The sequence below is a fragment of the Psychromonas sp. MB-3u-54 genome (assembly GCF_002836415.1).
Taxonomy (GTDB): Bacteria; Pseudomonadota; Gammaproteobacteria; order Enterobacterales; family Psychromonadaceae; genus Psychromonas.
On the sequence record NZ_PJBP01000117.1, the window covers coordinates 50,327 to 72,596 of the forward strand.

General features: G+C 41.0%; 19 protein-coding genes and 1 tRNA gene. 6 read left to right on the forward strand and 14 right to left on the reverse strand.

Annotated features, from left to right (window positions below):
• Window positions 1-307: 307 nt before the first annotated feature.
• The 7 genes from CXF72_RS06835 to CXF72_RS06865 form a co-directional block, all read right to left on the reverse strand.
• Entirely contained in the window at window positions 308-658 is a 351-nt protein-coding gene (locus CXF72_RS06835) for a RidA family protein (protein ID WP_101038003.1), read from the reverse strand.
• Between the two features lie 127 nt (window positions 659-785).
• Window positions 786-2,192 (reverse strand): FAD-dependent oxidoreductase, encoded by a 1,407-nt coding sequence (locus tag CXF72_RS06840; RefSeq protein ID WP_101038005.1) that lies wholly within the window; start codon window positions 2,190-2,192, stop codon window positions 786-788.
• Window positions 2,193-2,210: 18 nt separating this feature from the next.
• Window positions 2,211-2,513: a (2Fe-2S)-binding protein gene (locus CXF72_RS06845; RefSeq protein WP_101038007.1), complete on the reverse strand. Its 303-nt coding sequence runs from the start codon at window positions 2,511-2,513 to the stop codon at window positions 2,211-2,213.
• Window positions 2,497-3,594 (reverse strand): NAD(P)/FAD-dependent oxidoreductase, encoded by a 1,098-nt coding sequence (locus tag CXF72_RS06850; RefSeq protein WP_101038009.1) that lies wholly within the window; start codon window positions 3,592-3,594, stop codon window positions 2,497-2,499. Before CXF72_RS06850 ends, CXF72_RS06845 begins: the two co-directional genes overlap by 17 nt.
• A gap of 89 nt (window positions 3,595-3,683) precedes the next feature.
• A complete protein-coding gene (dctP, locus tag CXF72_RS06855; protein WP_101038011.1) occupies window positions 3,684-4,709 on the reverse strand; it encodes a TRAP transporter substrate-binding protein DctP in 1,026 nt (341 codons plus the stop codon).
• 14 nt (window positions 4,710-4,723) lie between these two features.
• Entirely contained in the window at window positions 4,724-6,022 is a 1,299-nt protein-coding gene (locus CXF72_RS06860; RefSeq protein ID WP_101038013.1) for a TRAP transporter large permease, read from the reverse strand.
• Complete coding sequence (locus CXF72_RS06865; RefSeq protein ID WP_101038015.1) at window positions 6,015-6,509, reverse strand: TRAP transporter small permease; 495 nt, start codon at window positions 6,507-6,509, stop codon at window positions 6,015-6,017. Before CXF72_RS06865 ends, CXF72_RS06860 begins: the two co-directional genes overlap by 8 nt.
• Before the next feature lie 181 nt (window positions 6,510-6,690).
• On the opposite strand from CXF72_RS06865, the gene CXF72_RS06870 reads away from it, so the two are divergent.
• On the forward strand, window positions 6,691-7,617 hold the full coding sequence (locus tag CXF72_RS06870) for a LysR family transcriptional regulator (protein ID WP_101038016.1): 927 nt from the start codon (window positions 6,691-6,693) through the stop codon (window positions 7,615-7,617).
• Between the two features lie 1,127 nt (window positions 7,618-8,744).
• Complete coding sequence (locus tag CXF72_RS06875; RefSeq protein ID WP_101038018.1) at window positions 8,745-9,071, forward strand: class I SAM-dependent methyltransferase; 327 nt, start codon at window positions 8,745-8,747, stop codon at window positions 9,069-9,071.
• 334 nt (window positions 9,072-9,405) lie between these two features.
• On the opposite strand, the gene tdh is transcribed toward CXF72_RS06875, so the two are convergent.
• Together tdh and CXF72_RS06885 are read right to left on the reverse strand one after the other, a co-directional pair.
• Window positions 9,406-10,437 (reverse strand): L-threonine 3-dehydrogenase, encoded by a 1,032-nt coding sequence (gene tdh, locus CXF72_RS06880; protein ID WP_101038020.1) that lies wholly within the window; start codon window positions 10,435-10,437, stop codon window positions 9,406-9,408.
• On the reverse strand, window positions 10,437-11,633 hold the full coding sequence (locus tag CXF72_RS06885) for a glycine C-acetyltransferase (protein WP_101038022.1): 1,197 nt from the start codon (window positions 11,631-11,633) through the stop codon (window positions 10,437-10,439). Before CXF72_RS06885 ends, tdh begins: the two co-directional genes overlap by 1 nt.
• A 123-nt stretch (window positions 11,634-11,756) precedes the next feature.
• Here CXF72_RS06885 and CXF72_RS06890 point away from each other — a divergent pair, with 123 nt between their 5' ends.
• The gene (locus CXF72_RS06890; RefSeq protein ID WP_101038024.1) at window positions 11,757-12,677 is read left to right on the forward strand and encodes a LysR family transcriptional regulator; all 921 of its coding nucleotides are present in this window, start codon (window positions 11,757-11,759) and stop codon (window positions 12,675-12,677) included.
• An 873-nt stretch (window positions 12,678-13,550) separates the two neighbouring features.
• Here the strand turns inward: CXF72_RS06890 and CXF72_RS06895 are convergent.
• Window positions 13,551-13,626 (reverse strand) — tRNA-Trp (locus tag CXF72_RS06895).
• 201 nt (window positions 13,627-13,827) lie between these two features.
• Between CXF72_RS06895 and CXF72_RS06900 the strand changes: the two genes are divergently transcribed.
• Together CXF72_RS06900 and gorA are read left to right on the forward strand one after the other, a co-directional pair.
• On the forward strand, window positions 13,828-14,952 hold the full coding sequence (locus CXF72_RS06900; RefSeq protein WP_101038026.1) for a phosphoserine transaminase: 1,125 nt from the start codon (window positions 13,828-13,830) through the stop codon (window positions 14,950-14,952).
• 26 nt (window positions 14,953-14,978) lie between these two features.
• Window positions 14,979-16,337: a glutathione-disulfide reductase gene (gene gorA, locus CXF72_RS06905; protein WP_101038028.1), complete on the forward strand. Its 1,359-nt coding sequence runs from the start codon at window positions 14,979-14,981 to the stop codon at window positions 16,335-16,337.
• A gap of 80 nt (window positions 16,338-16,417) precedes the next feature.
• Here the strand turns inward: gorA and CXF72_RS06910 are convergent, their stop codons facing one another.
• The 3 genes from CXF72_RS06910 to CXF72_RS06920 form a co-directional block, all read right to left on the reverse strand.
• A complete protein-coding gene (locus CXF72_RS06910; RefSeq protein ID WP_101038030.1) occupies window positions 16,418-17,269 on the reverse strand; it encodes a thymidylate synthase in 852 nt (283 codons plus the stop codon).
• 23 nt (window positions 17,270-17,292) lie between these two features.
• A complete protein-coding gene (lgt, locus tag CXF72_RS06915; protein WP_101038032.1) occupies window positions 17,293-18,156 on the reverse strand; it encodes a prolipoprotein diacylglyceryl transferase in 864 nt (287 codons plus the stop codon).
• Between the two features lie 156 nt (window positions 18,157-18,312).
• Complete coding sequence (locus CXF72_RS06920) at window positions 18,313-18,504, reverse strand: hypothetical protein (RefSeq protein WP_101038034.1); 192 nt, start codon at window positions 18,502-18,504, stop codon at window positions 18,313-18,315.
• Between the two features lie 134 nt (window positions 18,505-18,638).
• On the opposite strand from CXF72_RS06920, the gene sstT reads away from it, so the two are divergent.
• Window positions 18,639-19,889 (forward strand): serine/threonine transporter SstT, encoded by a 1,251-nt coding sequence (sstT, locus tag CXF72_RS06925; protein ID WP_101038036.1) that lies wholly within the window; start codon window positions 18,639-18,641, stop codon window positions 19,887-19,889.
• A 99-nt stretch (window positions 19,890-19,988) separates the two neighbouring features.
• Here the strand turns inward: sstT and ptsP are convergent, their stop codons facing one another.
• Entirely contained in the window at window positions 19,989-22,256 is a 2,268-nt protein-coding gene (ptsP, locus tag CXF72_RS06930; RefSeq protein WP_101038038.1) for a phosphoenolpyruvate--protein phosphotransferase, read from the reverse strand.
• Window positions 22,257-22,270: the final 14 nt, after the last annotated feature.

Here is a 22,270-nt window from a genome sequence, read left to right on the forward strand (position 1 = left end):
CCAGAAACAACAAAGCCCCGACATAAGTCGAGGCTTTCTATAATATTTGGCAGGGTGAAGAGATTCGAACTCCCAATATATGGATTTGAAATCCCAAAAAAAAGGTTACATCTATTTCTTTAGAACACTTATCTCATTGTTTCAATTAAACTGGGTGTTTTTTGGTTGTCTTGGGTTTAGGCAGGTTTACGCCTAGATTACGCCAAATTTATTGGTCCAAAATTTAGATTCAGGTGTGATTGACTGCTTTTAATCTTTTCCATTTCAACAAGTTTACAATACATAGTGCCCCCGCTTTTATTAACGCTTAATCAGTCAACTCTGCGGCAACAATAATAATTTCCACTAACAACTCTGGTCGCGCAAGTTTTGCCTCACTGCATGCTCGAGCAGGAGCTGAGCCTTTCGGTACCCACGCATCCCAAACTTCATTCATTTCAGCAAAATATTTCATATCGGCAACCCAAATAATAGCCTGTAGAATGTTTTCTTTACTGCTGTTGGCTTGTGTTAGCAATTCATCTACGCGGCTAAGCATTTCAGTTGTTTGCTCCTGAATGGTAGTGCCCCCCACGCCGACCTGGCCACAAAGATAAACAACGCCGTTATGTTTAACAATCTTGCTCATTCGTTCGCCAGCATGTATACGTTCGATCATAAATACTCCATTAATTAATTATCCGTTAAATTAGGATTCTGATGAATATTGTTTTTTTATTTCAGCTCTAAACCAATTGTCGAAGAAAAATAGCCTCGATACCCAAAATTAGCCCAGTTTATTATTTTTAATCTTTATATTGCTGCATAAAAGATTTATCTGTTGGTGTTAGGCTGGCCAGTTCACCGAGCTTTAATGGTTTTATTGGATAACGAATACGAAAGTATCCTACTTCAGATACTTCTATATTAGCTTCATCTGCAATAATTTCAGCCGCTGTTTGCCCGCAATAGCGCCCCTGGCAAGGCCCCATGCCGCATCTGCTAAATGATTTGATTTGATTTATTCCATAAGCAGAATGATGAGTATATTGACGAATATCTCCAGCAGAAACTTCCTCACAACGACAAATAATAGTCTTATCAACAGGTGTTAAGGCCTGCTGAGGGGGAGAATATAATGCATCCAAAAAAGGACGAATAACAAGTTCCTGCTTAATCTGTTGCTTTAATGTGTTAGTGCTTTTTTGCCATTCGTCTTTAGTTATTTTTCCCAAAGAATACAAAGCTTCACAAGCAACCAAATGACCTTGGTACTCAGCAACTAATGCGCCACCAATGCCACTATTATCGCCAGCCACAGCAACGCCGGACAAAGAGGTATTCTGATGCTCATCTAAGCTTGGGCGCCAGCAACGTTGTAGTGGATCCCAGCTATGATCTAATTCAAGTGCACGAGTCAATTGGACATTTGGCACCACTCCAATATGGCTTAAGATTGTTTGAGCATCCAAGACCTCTTTTTTGCCAGCACAAGTGAAACTTAGCCCTTCAACTTTATCAACGCCGTAAGCACAAATATCAGTCGCACGATGATAGTGTTTCACCCCTGCTTTTTTTATTTGTAGAAGCAGGTTGATCCCTTTATAAATATATTTTCTTCCCTGAATTGCATTGGCCCAATAACGGCTCGCTTTAATGTATTGCTTAGACGCTTGTGTATCGACAATCGCAATGGGTGCGTTACCCGTTTTAATCAACTGTACAGCTAACAAATAAAGCAGCGGCCCCGTTCCAACCATAATTGCTTGCTTAGGGGCGAGTCCTGATGTTTTAAGCAGTACTTGACTTGCACCAGCCATCATTGCACCGGGTAAGGTCCAGCCAGGAAATGCAAAAGAACGCTCTAATGCCCCCGTTGCAATAATTATCCGTTTAGCCTGTAATTGTTGTGCTTTACCTCTGCAACTCCAAAATACTTGTTTGTCTTTATCTACTCGCCAGACCTTAGCCTCGGTAATATGCTGCACGCCGGTTGATTCAACTTCACTGACTAACTTCGCGCCATGTAAATAATCCGGTCCCAATATTTCGCCGTGTACATGCCCGTTTTTTTTGATAGAACGATATATCTGCCCACCTGCGCTAGGCTGCTCATCGAGTAACACCACCTTAGAGCCCATTTTTGTACAATCAATGGCAGCTGTTATACCTGCTGGCCCTGCCCCAATAATGCACACATCTACATTGAGCATAACTATTCCCTTATCTAATTAACTTCGCTGACGTTTAACTGAGATACCTGGTTCAATAACACGCATGCATGCTTGAACATTCAGCTCTCCATTAACTTCCACTCGACATTCAAAACAGCTTCCCATCATACAAAATGGACCTCGAGAAGAAGCTGAAACTGCCGTATCTCGAGTATGAATAATGCCTGAGGCCAATAAAGCGGCTGCAATGGTATCCCCTTGTCGTGCGGTAACCGGGCGTTCTTCCCAATAAAATTGTACTTCACTAGATGCTTCATGCGGCTGTGAATTTAATCTTACAAAATTAGAATCGGCTTTCATCAAATTTCTCCAAGTCTGGTGCTTCAGCTTTATTCTCCAGCCATAAAGGCATTAAATAACTGTGCACCGCTGCTAATGTAATACCACTATGGCAACTGATCATGTACGCCCCGGAATGGGTTTTTGACTTCTGATAGATAGGCAAACCATCTGGCGATATTATTCTCAGCGCCCCCCAGCTTCTGACCAACTGAATATTCGCTAAGAACGGATATGTCGCAATGGCGCGTTCTGCGATGGCAGCAGTGACAGAAATTGTATCTTGTGAGTTAAATCCAGCTGCTTCTTTAGAGTCACCGATTTGAATTCCTCCTTCATCAACTTGGCGAATAATGCCAGAAGGACGATTGATCATTGGCGGAAGTTTTTCGGTGATCAAAATTTGCCCTTTTTGTGGTGTGACAGGAGCCTTAAAACCGAGTTGTGGCCCAAGCACTGCTGAACCCAAACCAGCGGAAAGAACGACTTTATCACTGACCATTGTGCTGCCATCTTGCATTTCAATCGTAAATCGGCCGTCACTTTGCTGCTCAACCTCAACAACATTCACTTGCGAGATAATCTTTCCACCTAAGGCTGTAATCGCTTTATGGTATGATTTTAATAATTTAAGCGGATTGACATGACCATCTTCAGGGCCAAATATTGCACCGATAACATCAGGCCCTATTTGTGGCTCTTCTTGCTTAAGCTTGGCTCGATCCCATATTTCGTAGGGGTAATCTATGCCTAACTCTTGACCAAGTTGCTGGTATTTTTCAACTCGTTGTTGCAACTCTTGTTCAGAAAAAAAGAAGTCGTAACCTCCTTTCTGTACTAAATCTAGTGTTTCGCCGCTCACTTCTTCCAGTTCATTTGCGAGATCTCGCCACAAACCGATAGAGCGTTGAGTCCAAGCAGCATAATGTGGAGCACCGAAGCCTTTACAGGAAAGCCAGACTAGCCCAAAATTACCTCTGGATGCACGATGATCGCTATCACCACCATCCAAAACAGTCACATTATGACCTGACTTTAGTAGTCCATAAGCAACGGCACAGCCAACAATTCCACCACCAATAACGGCATACTCTGGTTTCATATGATTTATTCCGTGAATCTAAAAAATCGGGAGAGAATGTCTCCCGTAATACAAAGGTTAGATAAAGCAATTGCAATGCTTCTGCTTATTTATTTCCCTATTTTATCTAAAATATTTTGCCCCCACTTAGCGCCAATATCATCTAGTATTTCAGGCCAAACGTTTTCACGAACGCTGTCGGAAATTTTTGCTAATTGCTGGTCGCTAATTTCAACAATGTTGGTGCCATTATCAGCCAATTTTTGCTCATTCATGGTCTGTTGAACAGGAGCACTCAACCAGCGCTTATTTTCAAATTCAGTGGCAGCTGAGATCAATACTTTTTGCTGATCATTAGATAAATCGCTTAAACGTTCACTATTGATAATTAAATACCAAACCTCAAAGTGAGTATTTAATGGAATGTAAGTTTTTGTCACATCACGGAAAGAGGCATAATAACCTTCAGCGCCGGAGCCAATAACACCATCAACTACTCCAGTCTGAACAGCCGTAAATGCTTCAGAAAAAGGCAGTGGTGCCGCTATATAACCTAAATCTCCGGCTAATAATTGGAAGCTCTTAATCGGTGGTACACGCAGCTTTATACCCTTTTGAACATCAATCTCTCCTGCGCTTTCAGCTTCTACATTAAGAGCAACACCACCAAAATAAACAGGGTAAGCAGCAAGAACGGTAATATCTTGTTCAGCATACAGTCTCTGCATAGCCTCACGAACAGCGCCGCCGCTACCATAAATTTTCTGTGCTTCTTGCCAGTTATTTGCTAAAGATGGCAGTAAAGCTAATTGCATTTTTCTGTCCGCTGCAGAGGATGCAGGTTGCACAGCCATATCGATGGCGCCTAATGAGATCCGCTCCTGAACTATGGTGTAATCTCCCAGAGCATTAGCTGCATAAATGCGAAGTTTTAAATCGCCATCTGTTGCAGATTCAATTGCTTTACTTAAGTTTTTCACATCATTATCAATCGCAGTTCCCTGCGGACGAACGTGACTAATCTGCAATGCATCTGCAAAAACAGTTGGTACACCAAACACTGTGAGCGCAAGAAAAGCTGCTTTTACAGATTTCGTTGGCTTCCATGATGGTAAAAGTGTATTTGTTAATTTCATTAAAAAATCCTTATTTAATAACCAAAAAATGTTGGAAGAAAGAGTGATAGTTCAGGCCAGGCTGAGGTTAAAATAACTACGGGTAAATAACCCCAAACTATTAACATCATTGCAGGACCGATCACTTCAGAAAATTTCACCTTGCCTATACGAGCACCGAGGTAGAGTATGGAAGCATAGGGAGGAGTTACCCCACCCATTGCCGTATTTACTCCAATAATGGCGGCGAATTGAATTGGGCTAATGCCCATCGCAGTCATCAAGGGAAGTAATAGGGGAGCAATCAAAATAATTGCAGTAATATCATTTACAATCATACCCACTAAAAAAAGCATGATATTAAGAAAGATAAGGAGTAATACTTTATTTTCAGTAACACTAAAAACGGCTTCGACCAATTCTGCAGGAATATTTTCAACAACAAACATCTGACTCAGAATCAGGCTGAAAAGGATCATAAACATAATAGAGCCGACAGCTGTTGCAGACTCTTTGCCCGACTCTAATAGCGTTTTCCATGTCAAGCCTTTGTAAATCCAAAAACCGACCGGAATTGAATATATAACAGCAAGAGCAGCGGCCTCAGTGGGCGTCATAATGCCGCCGTAAATACCGCCCAGTATAATGATGGGCATCAATAAAGCGGGAATAGCATGAGTCGTACGCGTTTTTACTTCTTTAAGCATTCCTTTAAGCGGTAATTTTTCATCTAATATGAGCGGGAAATTACGTGCCTTAATCATATTAATCACAGCAAAGTTAAAGGTGACTAATAATCCGGGACCCAGTGTCGCTAAAAAACATGCAAGAATAGAGGTATCTGTCACCCACCCATACACAATCATGGTGACACTAGGGGGAATAAGAAGCCCTAATATTGATGAGTTCGCGATCAATGCAGTTGCATACGCTCTTGGGTAACCACGTTTTTCCATTTCAGGAATAAGCAACGGTCCTATCGCGGCAATACCAGTTAAACCACTTCCTGAGATCGCGCCAACAATGGCACAACTTACTGAAGCGACGATACCGAGACCACCACGAATATGACCAACAAAGGTATTGAGAAAACGTAATAAACTTGCCGCTATACCGCTTTGACTCATTATCGTTCCAGCCAGAACAAAAAGAGGAATTGCCAGCAAGATAGGGTTCATTAATTGTCCGGCTCCCCACATCATATTACCTTTCATGGAGATGCCTCCACCGATGCTCATAACCATTAGCGCACCACCAAAACAAAATGGTAATGGAACACCAACGGTCAATAGGATAACCAGTACAGCAACAGCCAGTAATGCTACTTCAAACATAATCTAGGGCCTTCTTCATTACACGTGGGTGGGATTTTAATTTTCGAGCTTTTACTATGATCTGCAGAATAATAAAAGTGCTAATCAGAAGCATGCCAATGAAAATTGAAACTTCATGATAAAACGTCGGTATATACAAAGTTGGACTTTCTTTCCATACTCTCCAGGCATATTTACAATAATCCCAAGCCCAATAAGTCAGCCAAAACGAAATTACTAAGCTAATTACTTCCGCAACTAAGGCTAGTATTATCAGACCTCGCTCTGTTTTTATGAATATTTCCAATACATTGGCACGTATTTGAGTATCTTCCTTAGAGGCATTGACCGCGCCTAACATATACAACCACATTGTTGGAATTACGATTGATTCTTCCAACCCCATGATAGGGACTTCAAAGACATATCGGGTGATGACTTGGACAAATTGCGAAAATGCAACAAGCATAATCAACCCTGTCAGCAAGTATTTAAACAATTTATTCATTGGAAATTCTCTCCTTGTTACTCAGGCACTGAAATTAAATAACAATGAGATTTTAATCTGATCGTTATTATACGAAGCAATAACTGCGTTTTTTTAATGGGATTAGAATATATATTGACTTATATCAAAGCAAACTTAAAATATCTCTACTTCCATAACTTTTTCTTATAGGTGAGAGGCAATGAGTTCCAATCTATCCATTAAGCAACTAGAAACTTTTCGGGCTGTTATGCGCTCGGGTTCCGTATCTGTCGCGGCACGCTCTCTTTGCCGTAGCCAGCCAGCTATTAGTTCCATGATCAGTAACCTTGAAAATAAATTAGGATTTGATCTGTTTGAACGGAATAAAGGCCGGTTAATACCGAGACCGGAAGCCTATTTTTTACTGGAGGAGACCGAAGCTGTACTTGAACGCCTGACACGCTCAACGCAATTGATGGCTGAAGTTAAAAATATATCGAGGGGTAATTTGCGAATTGCCTGCATGCCTGCTGCGGCACTTTTTTTCATGCCCCATATGATTGCTGATTTCGTAAAAGACAAACCCAATGTAAATATATCAATGATGATGAGAAGTTCCTCGATCGTGCATGACTGGGTGGCCTCTCAACAATACGATATTGGCTATTGTGAGCATCCAAAAGAAAGGAGTTCTCTTAATGTCGAACCTATAGAGCTTGAAGCGGTATGCGCTGTACATCAGGACCATCCACTGGCCAAGTTACCCCTTATTACGCCACTTGATTTGGATGGTGTTCCACTCGCATGTATATATGCTCAACATCCAATAAGTACACAACTGGAAAATATTTTCGATGCTATAGAAGCAAAATATAATGTCCGTTTTGAGCTGCAAAATTATATTTCTGCTTTTGAATTTGTTGAACAGCAACTTTGCTGCTGTATTTGTGATCCAATCAGCGCTGCTAGCTATAATTTTTATAAATCAGGACAAGGGAAAGTTATATTTAAACCTTTTTCACCAAAAATGAAGTTTATGCATGCCATTATTACGCCGGCGCACAAACCTTTATCAATGCTTGCGAAAGCATTTGCAGAAAATATACAAACAGGCGTGCAATTATTTATAGAAAAAGAAATTAAATAGCGTAATACCTAACCAGTTTCGCACCTATTATCCTTTTAGGTTTGACGGTCATTATTGACTTTCGAGCTAGACTGTTACGGTCAGTTATTTTTAGCCACTAATTTGTAGAAAATTCACCTTGTTATATAGGAGCAGAGCGCCTCAGAAAGATAGCTGGCTAAAGCCCTAAAGCTAATTAGAGCAGATAAGAATTCAGGTGAATACTGACGAAGGATGTTTATACCAAAAGAACTAAAAAGGTGATCACCCTTGCTGGTTAAAATCATCCCTAACTGCGTTGTGAGTTTTGAAGTGAGAACAACTATCTCCTGCAACTCACGCCTTGTTAGTGCTAATTTTTCCTTCGCAATAATTGATCACTTCATTAATTCCTTTGGTATTATAAGCAAACCGGAAATAATCTGCTTAGCAATACTACGGATAAAATATCCTACACCACCCCCCTATTTACAAAGGCTCCCGCCCCTTGAGGCGTAAACGTGGCGTAAAGAGGTCAAATAATATCGAAATATCAGACTAAAAGAGAGCAGTTACGGAGGCTAATATTGATTTGAAACGAGGTCATCTTTAAAAAATATAAATCGCTTTATAGTGGATACAGTAATTTTTATACGTTTGATATATGTCGACAACTACTTCGTAAATAGCTTTTTAAATAACGCTATGATTAGTTCGTTGCCAGTCACTTACTTTCAAGTTCGGCATCAACCTGGAAGTACCAGGTTGATCGATTTCATTGATCAGGCGCTTTGGGCAAAAAGCGCCTCAGATTTTTATTCTTTAATATCAATTTGAACAACCGATATTAGGTTATATTCCAGTTTTTTGGTCGTGGGTATGGGTGTCCAGCCTTTTTAGGTATGGGTGTCCAGCCTTTTTATCCAGCCTTTTTACACTTCGTGCGGACTGAATCAGCGGCTACCTCAGGATTGTTGCTGCAGACCACCCTTCCCAGTCACAGGTTTCGGCTGCGGCTCTGCACTTGAGATAAGAAGAACAAATAGCCGGTCAAAAGTTATCCAGGTTGATTTGCACAGGTTATTTGGGTGAAAGGCTTTTATTCTTCCTGTACTGAATAATTTGTACAACATTCAAAAATGAGAGATGATTAAAAAATAGGAAGCGCGATGAAAAACTCAAAACAGTTTATTCAAAGACTTCTGAGTTCTGCAGATATCAGACTGAATGGCTCCAAAGATGATGATATTCAAGTTCATAATAGCAGATTTTATGATGACCTATTGGCGGGAGGATCTTTGGCTCTTGAAGAAGCCTATGTTAGGGGAGACTGGGATTGTAAAAGTGTTTATCATGTTGTTTCTATTGTAATGTTTGAACATGTTGGGCCTCGGAATTACAGAGAACATATTAAAAAACAGAGGGACTGTTTGAAGGATAATGGTTTATTTCTTTTACATACTATTGGATCAAATGCCGTCAGCAGAAACAGATGACAAAGAACTTAAGCTCTCTAATAGTCAATAAAAAAAGACACTCTATTAGCGACTTTATTGTCATATTGAATCGGTAATAGAAAAGGTAGGACAAAGGTAAGTTGGGACAGCCAACGTTGTTCAACTTAATTAGGCATTAAATTAACGGCTATAAATCCCCAAATAAAGCCCTCGCTTCGCAATCAGGACAGATAATTCCGCATAATGCAGTGATTGAGTGGTTTTAATCGGCATCGCTCTGTAAATGACAACACCTCAATACTGCCGAATAATGTATACAAAAAAGGCCAAACCTAAATTCAGCCAATATTCAATTTATTGTACCTTGGAATGATTATTCCCAGTCTAAAATAACTTTACCGGACATACCTGAGCGCATCATGTCGAAGCCAGCTTGGAAGTCATCAATTTTGTAATGATGGGTGATGATGGGTGTAAGATCTAAGCCAGATTGGATTAAACTTGCCATTTTATACCACGTTTCAAACATTTCACGACCGTAGATACCTTTAATTACTAGCCCTTTAAATATCACTTGGTTCCAATCTACTGACATGTCTGAGGGTGGAATTCCTAATAAAGAAATCTTACCGCCATGGTTCATATTTATTAGCATGCTGTTGAACGCTGATGGGTTACCGGACATTTCTAAGCCAACGTCAAAACCTTCAGTCATACCAAGCTCAGAAATCACGTTTTCAAGTTTCTCGTTCATTACGTTTACTGCACGCGTTACGCCCATTTTCTTAGCAAGATCGAGGCGATATTGATTAACATCAGTAATAACAACATGACGAGCGCCAACGTGTTTTGCAACTGCGGCTGCCATTATGCCAATTGGGCCAGCACCCGTGATAAGCACGTCTTCACCCACTAAATCAAACGACAGCGCGGTATGAACTGCATTACCAAAGGGGTCAAAAATAGCCGCGAGATCATCAGAAATTTCTGCTGATATCTTAAAGGCGTTAAACGCAGGAATGACTAAGAATTCAGAGAAAGCACCTGTGCGGTTTACACCAACACCGGTTGTATTTCGACAAAGGTGAGTACGACCACAACGACAGTTACGACAATGTCCACAAGTAATATGGCCTTCACCAGAAACGCGGTCACCAATTTCAAAACCGCGAACTTCTTGACCGACCCCAACTACTTCACCGACGTATTCGTGACCAACAACCATTGGAACAGGAATGGTTTTTTGAGACCATTCATCCCAGTTGTAGATGTGTATATCAGTACCACAAATCGCGGTTTTCTTAATACGTATAAGAAGGTCATTATGGCCCATTTCTGGTTTTTCAACTTCGGTCATCCAGAGGCCTTCTTCAGGCTTTAGTTTTGAAAGTGCTTTAATTTTCATTATTTAATTAGCTCCATCTCTTTACCTACTTTGATAAAGGCATCAATTGCGCAATCTAGCTGCTCACGAGAATGAGCTGCAGACATTTGTGTACGAATACGTGCCTGGCCTTTAGGAACAACAGGGAAAGAGAAAGCAACAACGTAGATGCCTTTTTCTAGTGCTCGTTCTGCGAATTCTGAAGCTACTTTTGCATCACCTAACATGATAGGAATGATCGCGTGATCAGCACCGCCCATGGTGAAACCTGCCGCTTCCATGCGAGTACGGAAGTGTGCTGAGTTTTCCCACAATTTTGTACGTAAATTGCCGGATTCGGCAAGTAAATCAAGAACACGAATTGATGCTGACACGATTGCAGGAGCAACAGAGTTAGAGAACAGGTAAGGACGTGAACGTTGACGTAACCAATCAATCACTTCTTTTTTTCCTGAAGTGTAACCGCCTGATGCCCCCCCCATTGCTTTACCTAAAGTACCTGTGATGATGTCAATACGGTCGATAACATTATGGTATTCATGAGTACCCGCTCCATTGTCGCCCATGAACCCCACTGCATGAGAATCATCAATCATAACAAGTGCGCCATATTTATCAGCTAAATCACAAATAGCAGGAAGATTTGCAACCACACCATCCATTGAGAACACACCATCAGTTACTATAAGTGTATGACGAGCACCCGCTTCTTTCGCTGCGATTAGCTGCTCTTCAAGTTCAGCCATGTTGTTATTTGCGTAACGGAAACGCATCGCTTTACAAAGACGAACACCATCAATGATTGACGCGTGGTTTAATGCATCGGAGATGATTGCGTCTTCTTTGCCTAGAATGGTTTCAAATAAACCTGCATTGGCATCAAAACATGATGTGTAAAGAATAGTGTCTTCTTTGCCCAAGAAAGTAGAGAGCTTTTCTTCTAGTACTTTATGTGAGTCTTGAGTACCACATATAAAACGAACTGAAGCCATACCAAAGCCGTGTTCATCCATACCGTCTTTTGCAGCTTCAATCAGAGTAGGGTGATTAGCTAAACCTAAGTAGTTGTTTGCACAAAAGTTTAAAACTTCTTGGCCTGTAGAGATAGAAATAGACGCTTTTTGCGCAGAGGTAATGATGCGTTCAGATTTGTATAAACCTTCGCTCTTTACTTCTTTAATTTTATTTTTGATCTGAGTGTAAAATGTAGAAGACATAGTACTTCCTTCTTTTAATTATGATTGTTGCGTATAAAAAGTATAATAAAAATTCGACAAATAGATTCTAATTGAAACCGATTACTACTATTAGCCCTACAAATGGAAAAGCATTGATGAATCATGGTCACAAATAAACTTATTACTTTATTGCCCGATCTCGCTACCTACATAGTCGTAGTAAATGAGGGAAGCTTTACAGCGGCAGCGAAAAAATTGGGTGTTACCCCATCGGCATTGAGTAAGTTAATCACACGCCTAGAAAGTGCGTTGTCCGTTAAGTTGTTTGAACGGACAACACGTAGCTTGCTTATTACAGAACCGGGTAAAAAAATATACCAGCAATCCGAAATTATCGTCGAGGCAGCACAACAGGCAATTGATATTTCTAGTTTGGAGCATATTGTTCCTTCTGGAATCTTAACGGTTGCTGCACCCAAAGCATTTTTAACTATTGTACTTCAACCTTTGGTTACCCCTTTTTTAACTCAATACCCTAAAATTCAATTAAAGCTAAGAGCATCGGATGGTGATATCGATATGATAGCTCAAGGTATAGATGTGGTTTTTCGATTAACTGATAAACCGACTGAAGGTCTTATCATGAAAGAGATAGGTAAGGTTAACTTAACCTTGTGCGCAAGCCCCTCTTATGTAGAGGAGAGAGGATTACCGACTCACCCACAAGAATTATCTAATCATGATTGTTTATATTTAGGTGAGACAACAATAGATCACATATGGGAATTTATGAAAGAAGAAGAGAGGCATGTTATTGCGGTGACTGGACGTTATGCTGTGAATCATTCTCAAATGAGATTAAATGGTGTTAAAGATGGATTTGGGATCGGTATCTTTCCAGATTTCGTGATTAAAGAAGCATTAGAGAATAATGATGTTGTTCCCGTCCTTTCTGATTGGCAGATAAAGGGAAATTATTCTGGAGTGATAGCCATGCAATATGCTCAGAACAAATATATGCCCTCTCGTTTAAAAGTATTCACAGAGTTTGTAAAAGAGTATTTGATGGAAAAACAACATTAATTATGGAAAATTAGCATTAGATTTACCACTAAGCTTGTCTATATTCGAGATCTTTAAAAACGCTGGACTCCCCGTACTTTGCTTGGCATTTTAAAGAGTTGCAATGTAACTCAAACAGAGGTGTTTATAAGCAAACGGAAAATAATCGGGTTAGCAATACGACGGTACTCAATGCACTACCGGCAGCATTTCTGCGCACGATCGTATGCGTTATCGCCTGCTTATGATCTGCCTTCGCACAAATTGCTTCAACAATGCACACGAAGGTTAACAGACCCTAATGGTTTTTGGCTGTATTACCGTCGGCTGGGAAAAGGCCGCTTTAAAAGTAGATAAGTTGGGCAACTTCATTATAGCAATCCGCATAAATATCTGACCTATCTTACTTGTTAAAATTCACGCTCGCGTCGTTGTTTTCAATCCCAATAGCCAGCTATTGCTCAATCAAACATCTTGCTATCATTACTTTTTCCTGCGCAATTTTAGACCATTTACTTATGCGGATTGGTATTAGGCATTAAATTAACGGCTATAAACCCCAAAATCAAGGCCCCGCTTCACAAGCAGGACAGATGATTTCGCATAAAGACAGTAGCATAACTAAGTATCTGATGCTGTTGAATTGACCAGGATCTGCTTCGGCAGGTGAAATACAGGATATGAACAGCAGAGTGTATTTGTAACGCATAAAACTGAGGGGATAAGGTGTTTATCGATTAAGGCGAATTGACGCTAACCTTTTATCAATTTTAAGCATTAGCCTGGAAATAATAAAGCCCAGACAAGCTAATGACGCATGATTTGATGAAGAATACTTTTCATTCTTCCAGAAACAACAAAGCCCCGACATAAGTCGAGGCTTCATATAATGTTTGGCAGGGGCGGAGAGATTCGAACTCCCAACATACGGATTTGGAATCCGTCGTTCTACCGTTGGAACTACGCCCCTGCAGACGTGTTGAATAATACCTAAGCTAGATTTAAAGTAAAGTATTTTATACTGCTAAAATGTTTAACTGACGACAAAACAAACAGTTCAAGCCTAAATGGACTCGCATAAAAATTTTATTTTTAACTCATAGCCAGTTGCGACTCTTTAATGTATTTTTAGGTTTCAAACACAATAATCATTTAACAAGGATTGATTAATATGAGTACCCCACAACCAAGCATCAAACCTGCGGTTCCTAATTTTTCATCTGGTCCATGCGCAAAACGTCCGGGTTATGATGTGAGTCAACTCGATCTTTGTGCATTAGGGCGTTCTCATCGCTCTAGTCTTGGCAAAAAAGCCTTGGAAAAAGTAATTTCTGATACGGCTGAAATATTACAACTGCCTAAAGGTTACCGGGTGGGTATTGTGCCCGCTTCAGATACCGGCGCGATGGAGATGATTTTATGGTCAATGCTCGGCCCAAGACCCGTTGATGTCTGCTACTGGGAGTCATTTGGTGAAGGCTGGTATGGGGATATTATCAAGCAGCTGAAATTAGACAAGGTCAATAAAATCAGTTCAGATTACGGGCAGTTGCCCGATTTATCAAAAGTTAATCCGGAAAATGATGTTGTTTTCACTTGGAACGGCACAACATCTGGTGTTAAGGTTGAAAATGGTGATTTTATTAAAGATGATCGCCAGGGCCTAACCATTTGTGATGCAACTTCTGCTGTATTTGCAATGCCGTTACCCTGGGAAAAATTAGATGTCACCACCTTTAGCTGGCAGAAAGTGCTTGGCGGTGAAGGCGCCCACGGAATTATTATTTTAAGTCCCCGTGCCGTTGAGCGTTTAGAAAGCTATACGCCAAGCTGGCCGTTACCTAAAATATTCCGTTTAACAGCAGGTGGAAAACTGATTGAAGGTATTTTTAATGGCGCAACCATTAACACCCCTTCCATGCTTTGTATCGCTGATTACCAAGACGCCCTTAACTGGGTAAAAGAGATGGGAGGCGTTCAGGCAAGCATTCAGAAGTCTTTGGATAACTTAGCTGTTTTAGAGACTTTTGTGGCCAATAATAGCTGGATTAATTTCTTAGCCGAAAATGCAAGTATTCGCTCCAATACCAGCGTCTGTTTATCCCTGGATTTAAGTGATTCACAAATTAAAGCATTGGTTAATTTACTGGCAGAGCAGCAGGTTGCTTTTGATATTGCAGCTTATAAAGACGCACCCAGTGGTTTACGTATTTGGTGCGGCAGCACGGTAGAAAAACACGATTTACAAGCTTTATTGCCTTGGCTGACTTGGGCTTACCAGGAAGTCAGCGCATAATCGCACAACAAAATTTAAGGATACCCATGAGTAATAATAATTTCGATTTTGACTATATCTGTATTGGCGGCGGCAGTGGCGGCATTGCCTCCGCTAACCGGGCATCAAAGTATGGACAAAAAGTAGCAATCATTGAAGCAAAAGCATTGGGCGGCACCTGTGTAAATGTTGGCTGTGTGCCTAAAAAAGCGATGTGGTATGCCGGACAAATTGCAGATGCGCTGCGCTATGCGCCTGATTATGGTTTTGATGCACCGCTTAAAAATTTCAGCTGGGCAAAATTAATTGAAAGCCGCGAAGCTTATATTGCGCGTATTCATCAATCATATGAACGGGTTTTAGGTAACAATAATATTACTGTGATTGACGGTTTTGCTAAGTTTATTGATAATCATACGGTTGAAGTCAACGGAAAAACCTACACAGCGCCCCATATTACGGTTGCAACGGGTGGTGCTCCGACTGTCCCAGCAATTGAGGGAGCGGAACACGGTATTACATCCGATGGTTTTTTTGCCCTGGATGAGCAGCCAAAACGGGTCGCCGTTGTTGGTGCAGGTTATATCGCGGTGGAAATAGCGGGTGTATTTAATGCCTTGGGCAGTGAAACCCATTTACTTTGTCGTCGTCATACTTTTTTGCGTGAATTCGATCATATGCTTTCCTCCACATTGGTTGAAGTGATGCAGGAAGAAGGCCCGACACTACATACTCACTCAACCCCTAAATCAGTACATAAAAATGCTGATGGCAGCCTGACCTTATATTTAGAAAATGAAAAATCGCTGACCGTTGACTGTCTGGTTTGGGCCATTGGTCGTAACCCTGCCAATACTGATATCGGTCTGGAAAATACCGATATTGAACTTAATAAACATCAATTTATCAATGTTGATAAATACCAAAATACAACGGCTCAAGGTATTTATGCGGTAGGCGATAATACCGGCGAAATCCAACTAACCCCGGTTGCCATCAAGGCCGGAAGATTTTTGTCAGAGCGTTTGTTTAACGGACAACTCGATGCGCATTTAGATGCTAAACTAGTGCCGACAGTAGTCTTTAGCCACCCGCCAATCGGAACAATAGGCTTGACAGAACTTGAGGCGGAAGAAAAATACGGCAAAAGCAAGCTGAAGGTTTATACCTCACAATTTACCAGTATGTATACTGCGATGACGACCATGCGCCAACCAACACGAATGAAATTAGTTTGTGCCGGAGAAAACCAAAAAGTGGTCGGTTTACATTGTATTGGTCTGGCATCCGATGAGATTTTGCAGGGTTTTGCGGTGGCCATGAAAATGGGCGCAACCAAAGCGGATTTTGATAGCTGTGTCGCGATTCACCCAACCAGTGCTGAAGAATTTGTAACGATGACTTAAGTCATAAATAAAGACCCAACAAAAAGCCCCGCTTAATATACAGAATTAAGCGGGGCTTTTTGTTTAGTAGGCTTTAAAAATTATACGGAGAAAGGATATTTAATTGGATCGTGGCATTGATACCCTTCCACTTCAAAATCATCCATGGTTACCCAGGTTTCCAGATCCTGTAATGATTTAATCTTCGGATTAATCTTTAATTTTGGAGAGGCAAAGGGTAAACGTGGTAGCTGCACATCACGCATTAATGCCAACTGATCTTCATAAATATGTGCATTTACTATTTTATGGTAAGCCATGCCCGCTTTTTTACCGGTTATTTGCGCCATTAACGCGAGCAAGGCAAAGACCTGAACTTGATTAAAATTAAGGCCAAGCGGCACATCGCAGGAGCGTTGGTAACTGGTCAAGTACAGAGTATCGCCAAGTAATGAAAAGGTGTGCGTATGCATACAGGGGCGCAAACAGCCCATTTCAAATTCACCGGGATTGTAAAATGTCACTATTTCCCCGCGATCATCGATCCCGTTACTGAGATCATCAACGACTTTTTTAAGCTGATCAATAAAACCGCCGTCCGGCTTAGCCCATGAACGCCCCTGAATCCCATAAACACGGCCCATGTCGTCCTCACCTTTACGGTACGGATTATTCAGCCAGGCATTATTGAGATTGGAATTGGCATCCCAGGTTTTAGTGCCTAATTTTCTGAAATCAGCCGCATTATCATAACCGCGGAGATAACCAATCAATTCTGCAATGGCTGACTTATAAAAACTTTTGCGCGTCGTTATCATAGGAAATTGATTATTTCCCACATCATACTCAAGGTCGGCATTGATCACCGTCAAACAACGTTTGCCGGTTCGCTCGTTTTCAATCCAGACACCCTTTTCGACAATGCGCTGACATAATGCTAAATATTGTTTCATTTTCTATTACCTAAACGGGTGAATTATGATTTTTTAGCCAGATTTTTTTTGGCCTTATTTTTTTTGGCTTTGGGATTAACGGATTGAGATGCTGCTTGTGCTTTCGCTCTGTAGGCATAAATAATGAATGCCGTTCCGACAAAGATCATAGGCAATGATAATAGCTGCCCCATGCTTAGCCCTAAGCTTAACAATCCAAGATGTGCATCCGGCTCTCGTGCAAACTCAACGATAAATCGAAACACGCCATAGGCTAATAAAAATAACCCGGTAATTGAGCCAGCTGGTCGGGTTTTACGAATATAGAGGATGAGAATAATAAATAAGACCACACCTTCCAAAGCAAATTCGTACAGTTGTGATGGGTGGCGGGGTAATGGACCTGCGTTTTGGAAGATAACGCCAAAGGGAGAATCAGTCACTCGTCCCCACAACTCAGAGTTAATAAAGTTACCGATACGCCCGGCGCCGAGTCCAACGGGTAAAAGCGGCACTACAAAATCACCAACGGATAAAATTGAACGTTTATTCTTTATAGCATAAAAAATAATGGCTGTGGCAACACCCAGCACACCACCATGAAATGACATGCCGCCTTCCCATATTTTAAACAGATAAAGCGGGTTATCTAAAAACAGCGGGAATTGGTAAAACAAGACATATCCTACGCGGCCACCTAAAATAACCCCCATAAATCCATAAAAAAGCAGATCGCTGGCTTGTTCACGTGTCCAGATGCCGTTTGATTTATCGCATTGACGATTTGCCATCCACAGGGCAAAAGCAAAACCAAGCAAATACATCAAACCATACCAGTGAATATCCAGAGGACCAATACTAATTGCGATTGGGTCTATTTTGGGTAAAACGAAATTTGAAACTGACATTTAGCGACTCATTTAACGATGCTTTAAACGGGGTAGTATCATAACCCAATCACCCGATGATACCAATAATAGCTTCGCATTAAGCACATAGGATGGCGACCACTCACTGAATAAGATTCTGAGATTATTTATCACCTTCGACTCGAAGGCAGACAACTATAGACCGATAGCTGCAGACCCATTAAGATTGTTCCATTTTTCACCTGCAAATGTTAAATCCTTCCCTGCAAATGTTAAATACCTACCTTTAAATGTTAAATATTCACCCGTAAATGTTATATTTTCACCTGTAAATGTTATATTTTTACCTGTAAATGTTACACTTTTACGATAGGTCTCACAAATCATCAGTCTAAGCACTTTATAATCCCCCTATACAGCTTTATAATATGCGCCAATTGCCCATCTAAAGGTAATTTCCGTCTACCGGTAACTAATAGATTTATTGGCTAACATCCCACAATATAAAAAAGGTTTAAGATATGCCCCCCAACCCCACTCTTTTACAACGATTTTCAAACGGCAGTTTAGTATTACAAATAGTAATAGGCATTGCAGCCGGTTTAACACTTGCAAGCTTTTCACCAGCAAGCGCCTTATCAATCTCTTTTTTAGGCAGTTTATTCGTCGGTGCTTTAAAAGCTGTCGCACCCATTTTAGTTTTTGTGCTGGTTGCATCTTCGATTGCGAATAAACAAAAAGACACCCGGACCAACCTCAAACCTATTATTAAGCTGTATTTGGTCGGCACGCTACTTGCAGCTTCTACAGCTGTTCTGGTGAGTTATTTTTTCCCTACCACCTTAGTACTAGTGGCAACCGATATTCAAGCAACTCCGCCAAACGGAATCCTTGAAGTATTAAATACCCTTTTATTTAAAATCGTTGATAACCCGGTAAATGCATTAATGAGCGGCAATTTCATTGGCATTTTAGCCTGGGCGGCAGGTTTAGGCTTTGCTCTGCAACGTGCAAACCAAAGTACCAAACAGGCATTACATGATATCTCCAATGCAGTGACCAACATTGTCCATGTAGTGATACGTTTTGCCCCTCTTGGTATTTTTGGCTTAGTCGCAGGTACTATTGCAGAAACAGGCTTTGAGGCGCTTTTAGGCTACACCCATTTATTAGCCGTATTACTTGGCTGTATGATCTTAATTGCCTTAGTGGTTAACCCTCTTATTGTATACAGCAAAACAAAAACGAATCCATACCCTTTAATTTTCAAGTGCTTACGCGAATCTGGCGTCACTGCCTTTTTTACTCGCAGTTCAGCTGCCAATATCCCGGTAAACATGGCGTTGTGTGAGGAATTAGATCTGCACGAAGATACTTACTCTGTTTCAATTCCGCTTGGTGCAACCATCAATATGGCGGGTGCCTCAATAACAATCACAGTATTAACCTTGGCGGCAGTGCATACTCTGGGTATTGAGTTTGATATTGCCACCGCTATTTTATTAAGCGTGGTAGCAGCTGTTTCCGCTTGCGGGGCATCTGGTGTTGCAGGTGGTTCTTTATTATTAATTCCACTCGCCTGCGGGTTATTTGGTGTACCCAATGAGGTAGCAATGCAGGTTGTCGCAATAGGTTTCATTATTGGTGTTGTTCAAGATTCAGCGGAAACCGCATTAAATAGCTCAACGGATGTGATCTTTACAGCAGCAGCTTGTTACGGAGCAGAAGAATTACCAGAAGCTGATACCATTGAAACTGCGGTAACAGCATAGAAAATGAGTGGCTTTGCTATTTAAGATAAAAGATAAAAGATAAAAGATAAAAGATAAAAGCCGAGTATCAAAACCGGCTTTTATCTTATCTAATAGTGACTATTTACCTGCACGAATAAACCCACCTAATCCTTTTAGATTAAGATAATCAGCAAAAATAGCGCGAATATCTTTACCCTTGTTTGCCTTTAAAGCCAGCTCTATACAAGACTCTAATTCATAACGGGGAAGCGCATTGATTAAATACTTGATTCGCCCCATGTTATAGGAATTCATGCTCAATTTGCTATAACCCAGGCCGATCAAAATTAAAGCGCCAATAGGATCGCCAGCAAGTTCGCCGCAGATACTCACTTCCAAATCAAAGCGCTTACCGTTATCTATGATCATTTTTAGCGCTTGCAGCACGGCAGGGTGATAACTATCGTAAAGCGACGCCACACGGCTATTATTTCTATCCACCGCTAATAAATATTGGATCAGGTCATTGCTGCCAACTGAAACAAAGTCTACTTTTTTGGCGAGTGCAGGCATAAGAAAAACAGCAGCAGGTACCTCGACCATGGCACCTATTGGGGGCATAGGGAATGCTTCAGAGGAATAATCAAGTTCAAACTTAACTTCATTCCATGCCTGAGTAATCAATTTATTGGCTTCGTCCACCTCTTCAATCGAAGTTACCATTGGCAGCATAATACGTAAATTTTGATGCTTTACACTGGCTCTTAACATCGCTCTAATCTGAACCAGAAATATTTCAGGATGATCCAGAGTTAAACGAATACCACGCCAACCAAGGAAGGGGTTATCTTCGACTATCGGAAAATAACTAAGCGATTTGTCACCACCAATATCCAAAGTACGCATGGTTACCGGTAACTTGGCATATTGATCAAGCAGCCGTTGGTAGACGTGAACCTGTTCCTGTTCGGTAGGGAAGGAGTCCGTCAGCATAAAAGGTAATTCACTGCGGTATAAACCTATGCCATCAAAATGCCCTAATATTGTTCCATGTTGTCTGGCATTTAAACCGATGTTTAGCAGTATCGAAATCGCATGACCGTCAAGGGTAACGGCTTTTTCATGCTGGTCAGATTCAACCCGCTTTTTTAATTCATTTTCTTCATCGAGCAGCGATTGATAATGACTCACTAATGATTGCTCCGGCAGCAGAATCACGCTGCCTTCATAACCGTCGATAATTAAACTTTTCTGATTAATATTATTTAAAGAAAATTGCACGCCCATCACCGCGGGAATACCGAGTGTACGCGCTAAAATCGCAACGTGAGAACCAATACCACCATGAACCGAGACAATGCCCTGTAACTTGTCGTTTGGGATACTAGCAACCATCGATAAAGTCACTTCATTAGCCACTAGAATCAGCTTATCGGGTAAATTTAAATTCTCTTCGACCTGATGGGTAAGATGGAATAACAAACGTTGTGAAACATCCCGAATGTCTGAAGAGCGCTGACTTAAGTAGGGATCACTCATCGCCTCAAATTGTTTGATATAAGATTCGGCGACCACTTTAACCGCACTGGGGGCGCTTAAATGAGATTCATTGATTTGTACTCTAATTGCATTTAAAAATGTTTTATCTTTTAGAATATGCGAGTAAATATCAAACAGGAGGAAGGCGTCTTTTGAGACTTGTTCTTTAAGTGTTAATGCCAGATTAGAAAATTCGTCGATGCATTTTTTGACGATTGCCTCAAACAGCTGGAGATCTTTAACGATCGAGTCACTTTTTTCTATTCTGACTTCCGCTAATGTCATAATAGAACGTACAACATAGGCATCTGCGATTGCAATGCCCGGACTTGCAGGAGAACCCTGCAGATAAATTGATGCCCTTGGCTGGTTTAATCGTTCAACATCTAAACTAAAGGGCTGGTCAAGTACACTGGCTAAATGCATTGCTAAAGTGAGTAAAAAAGATTCTTCTAATTCGCTGAATAAACGCGGGCCTTTTTGCTGTACAACCAACACCCCTAATGCTTTTCGACGATGGATGATTGGCGTGCCTAATAATGAATTAAAAGACTCTTCTCCACTGCTTGGCAGATATTTGTAATTGGGGTGCTCGGTGATATTGGCAATGTTTAAAGGCTCTCCCTTCTGGTGAATTAAGCCTATAATACCTTCGCCAAATTTGAGGTAGGAAAAACCAACAACTTGGCTTGCAAGGCCTTCACTGGCGATCAAATTAAGTTGAGAGGTATTCTCATCGGTAATATAAATAGAGCAACAGTCGACCTCCATGACTAATTTTGTTTGGCGCACCAGAGTGTCCATAGCCTCAGTTAAATTTTTTGCATTGCCGACCTGCTCTACTATATGACGCAATTGACTTAACATCCAAAACTCCTTTC

Bases quoted from the DNA above. Each gene is read 5' to 3' on its own strand.
- CXF72_RS06835 (WP_101038003.1), bottom strand. From the start codon at position 658: ATGATCGAACGTATACATGCTGGCGAACGAATGAGCAAGATTGTTAAA.
- CXF72_RS06840 (WP_101038005.1), bottom strand. From the start codon at position 2,192: ATGCTCAATGTAGATGTGTGCATTATTGGGGCAGGGCCAGCAGGTATA.
- CXF72_RS06845 (WP_101038007.1), bottom strand. From the start codon at position 2,513: ATGAAAGCCGATTCTAATTTTGTAAGATTAAATTCACAGCCGCATGAA.
- CXF72_RS06850 (WP_101038009.1), bottom strand. From the start codon at position 3,594: ATGAAACCAGAGTATGCCGTTATTGGTGGTGGAATTGTTGGCTGTGCC.
- dctP (WP_101038011.1), bottom strand. From the start codon at position 4,709: ATGAAATTAACAAATACACTTTTACCATCATGGAAGCCAACGAAATCT.
- CXF72_RS06860 (WP_101038013.1), bottom strand. From the start codon at position 6,022: ATGTTTGAAGTAGCATTACTGGCTGTTGCTGTACTGGTTATCCTATTG.
- CXF72_RS06865 (WP_101038015.1), bottom strand. From the start codon at position 6,509: ATGAATAAATTGTTTAAATACTTGCTGACAGGGTTGATTATGCTTGTT.
- CXF72_RS06870 (WP_101038016.1), top strand. From the start codon at position 6,691: ATGAGTTCCAATCTATCCATTAAGCAACTAGAAACTTTTCGGGCTGTT.
- CXF72_RS06875 (WP_101038018.1), top strand. From the start codon at position 8,745: ATGAAAAACTCAAAACAGTTTATTCAAAGACTTCTGAGTTCTGCAGAT.
- tdh (WP_101038020.1), bottom strand. From the start codon at position 10,437: ATGAAAATTAAAGCACTTTCAAAACTAAAGCCTGAAGAAGGCCTCTGG.
- CXF72_RS06885 (WP_101038022.1), bottom strand. From the start codon at position 11,633: ATGTCTTCTACATTTTACACTCAGATCAAAAATAAAATTAAAGAAGTA.
- CXF72_RS06890 (WP_101038024.1), top strand. From the start codon at position 11,757: ATGGTCACAAATAAACTTATTACTTTATTGCCCGATCTCGCTACCTAC.
- CXF72_RS06900 (WP_101038026.1), top strand. From the start codon at position 13,828: ATGAGTACCCCACAACCAAGCATCAAACCTGCGGTTCCTAATTTTTCA.
- gorA (WP_101038028.1), top strand. From the start codon at position 14,979: ATGAGTAATAATAATTTCGATTTTGACTATATCTGTATTGGCGGCGGC.
- CXF72_RS06910 (WP_101038030.1), bottom strand. From the start codon at position 17,269: ATGAAACAATATTTAGCATTATGTCAGCGCATTGTCGAAAAGGGTGTC.
- lgt (WP_101038032.1), bottom strand. From the start codon at position 18,156: ATGTCAGTTTCAAATTTCGTTTTACCCAAAATAGACCCAATCGCAATT.
- CXF72_RS06920 (WP_101038034.1), bottom strand. From the start codon at position 18,504: ATGATTTGTGAGACCTATCGTAAAAGTGTAACATTTACAGGTAAAAAT.
- sstT (WP_101038036.1), top strand. From the start codon at position 18,639: ATGCCCCCCAACCCCACTCTTTTACAACGATTTTCAAACGGCAGTTTA.
- ptsP (WP_101038038.1), bottom strand. From the start codon at position 22,256: ATGTTAAGTCAATTGCGTCATATAGTAGAGCAGGTCGGCAATGCAAAA.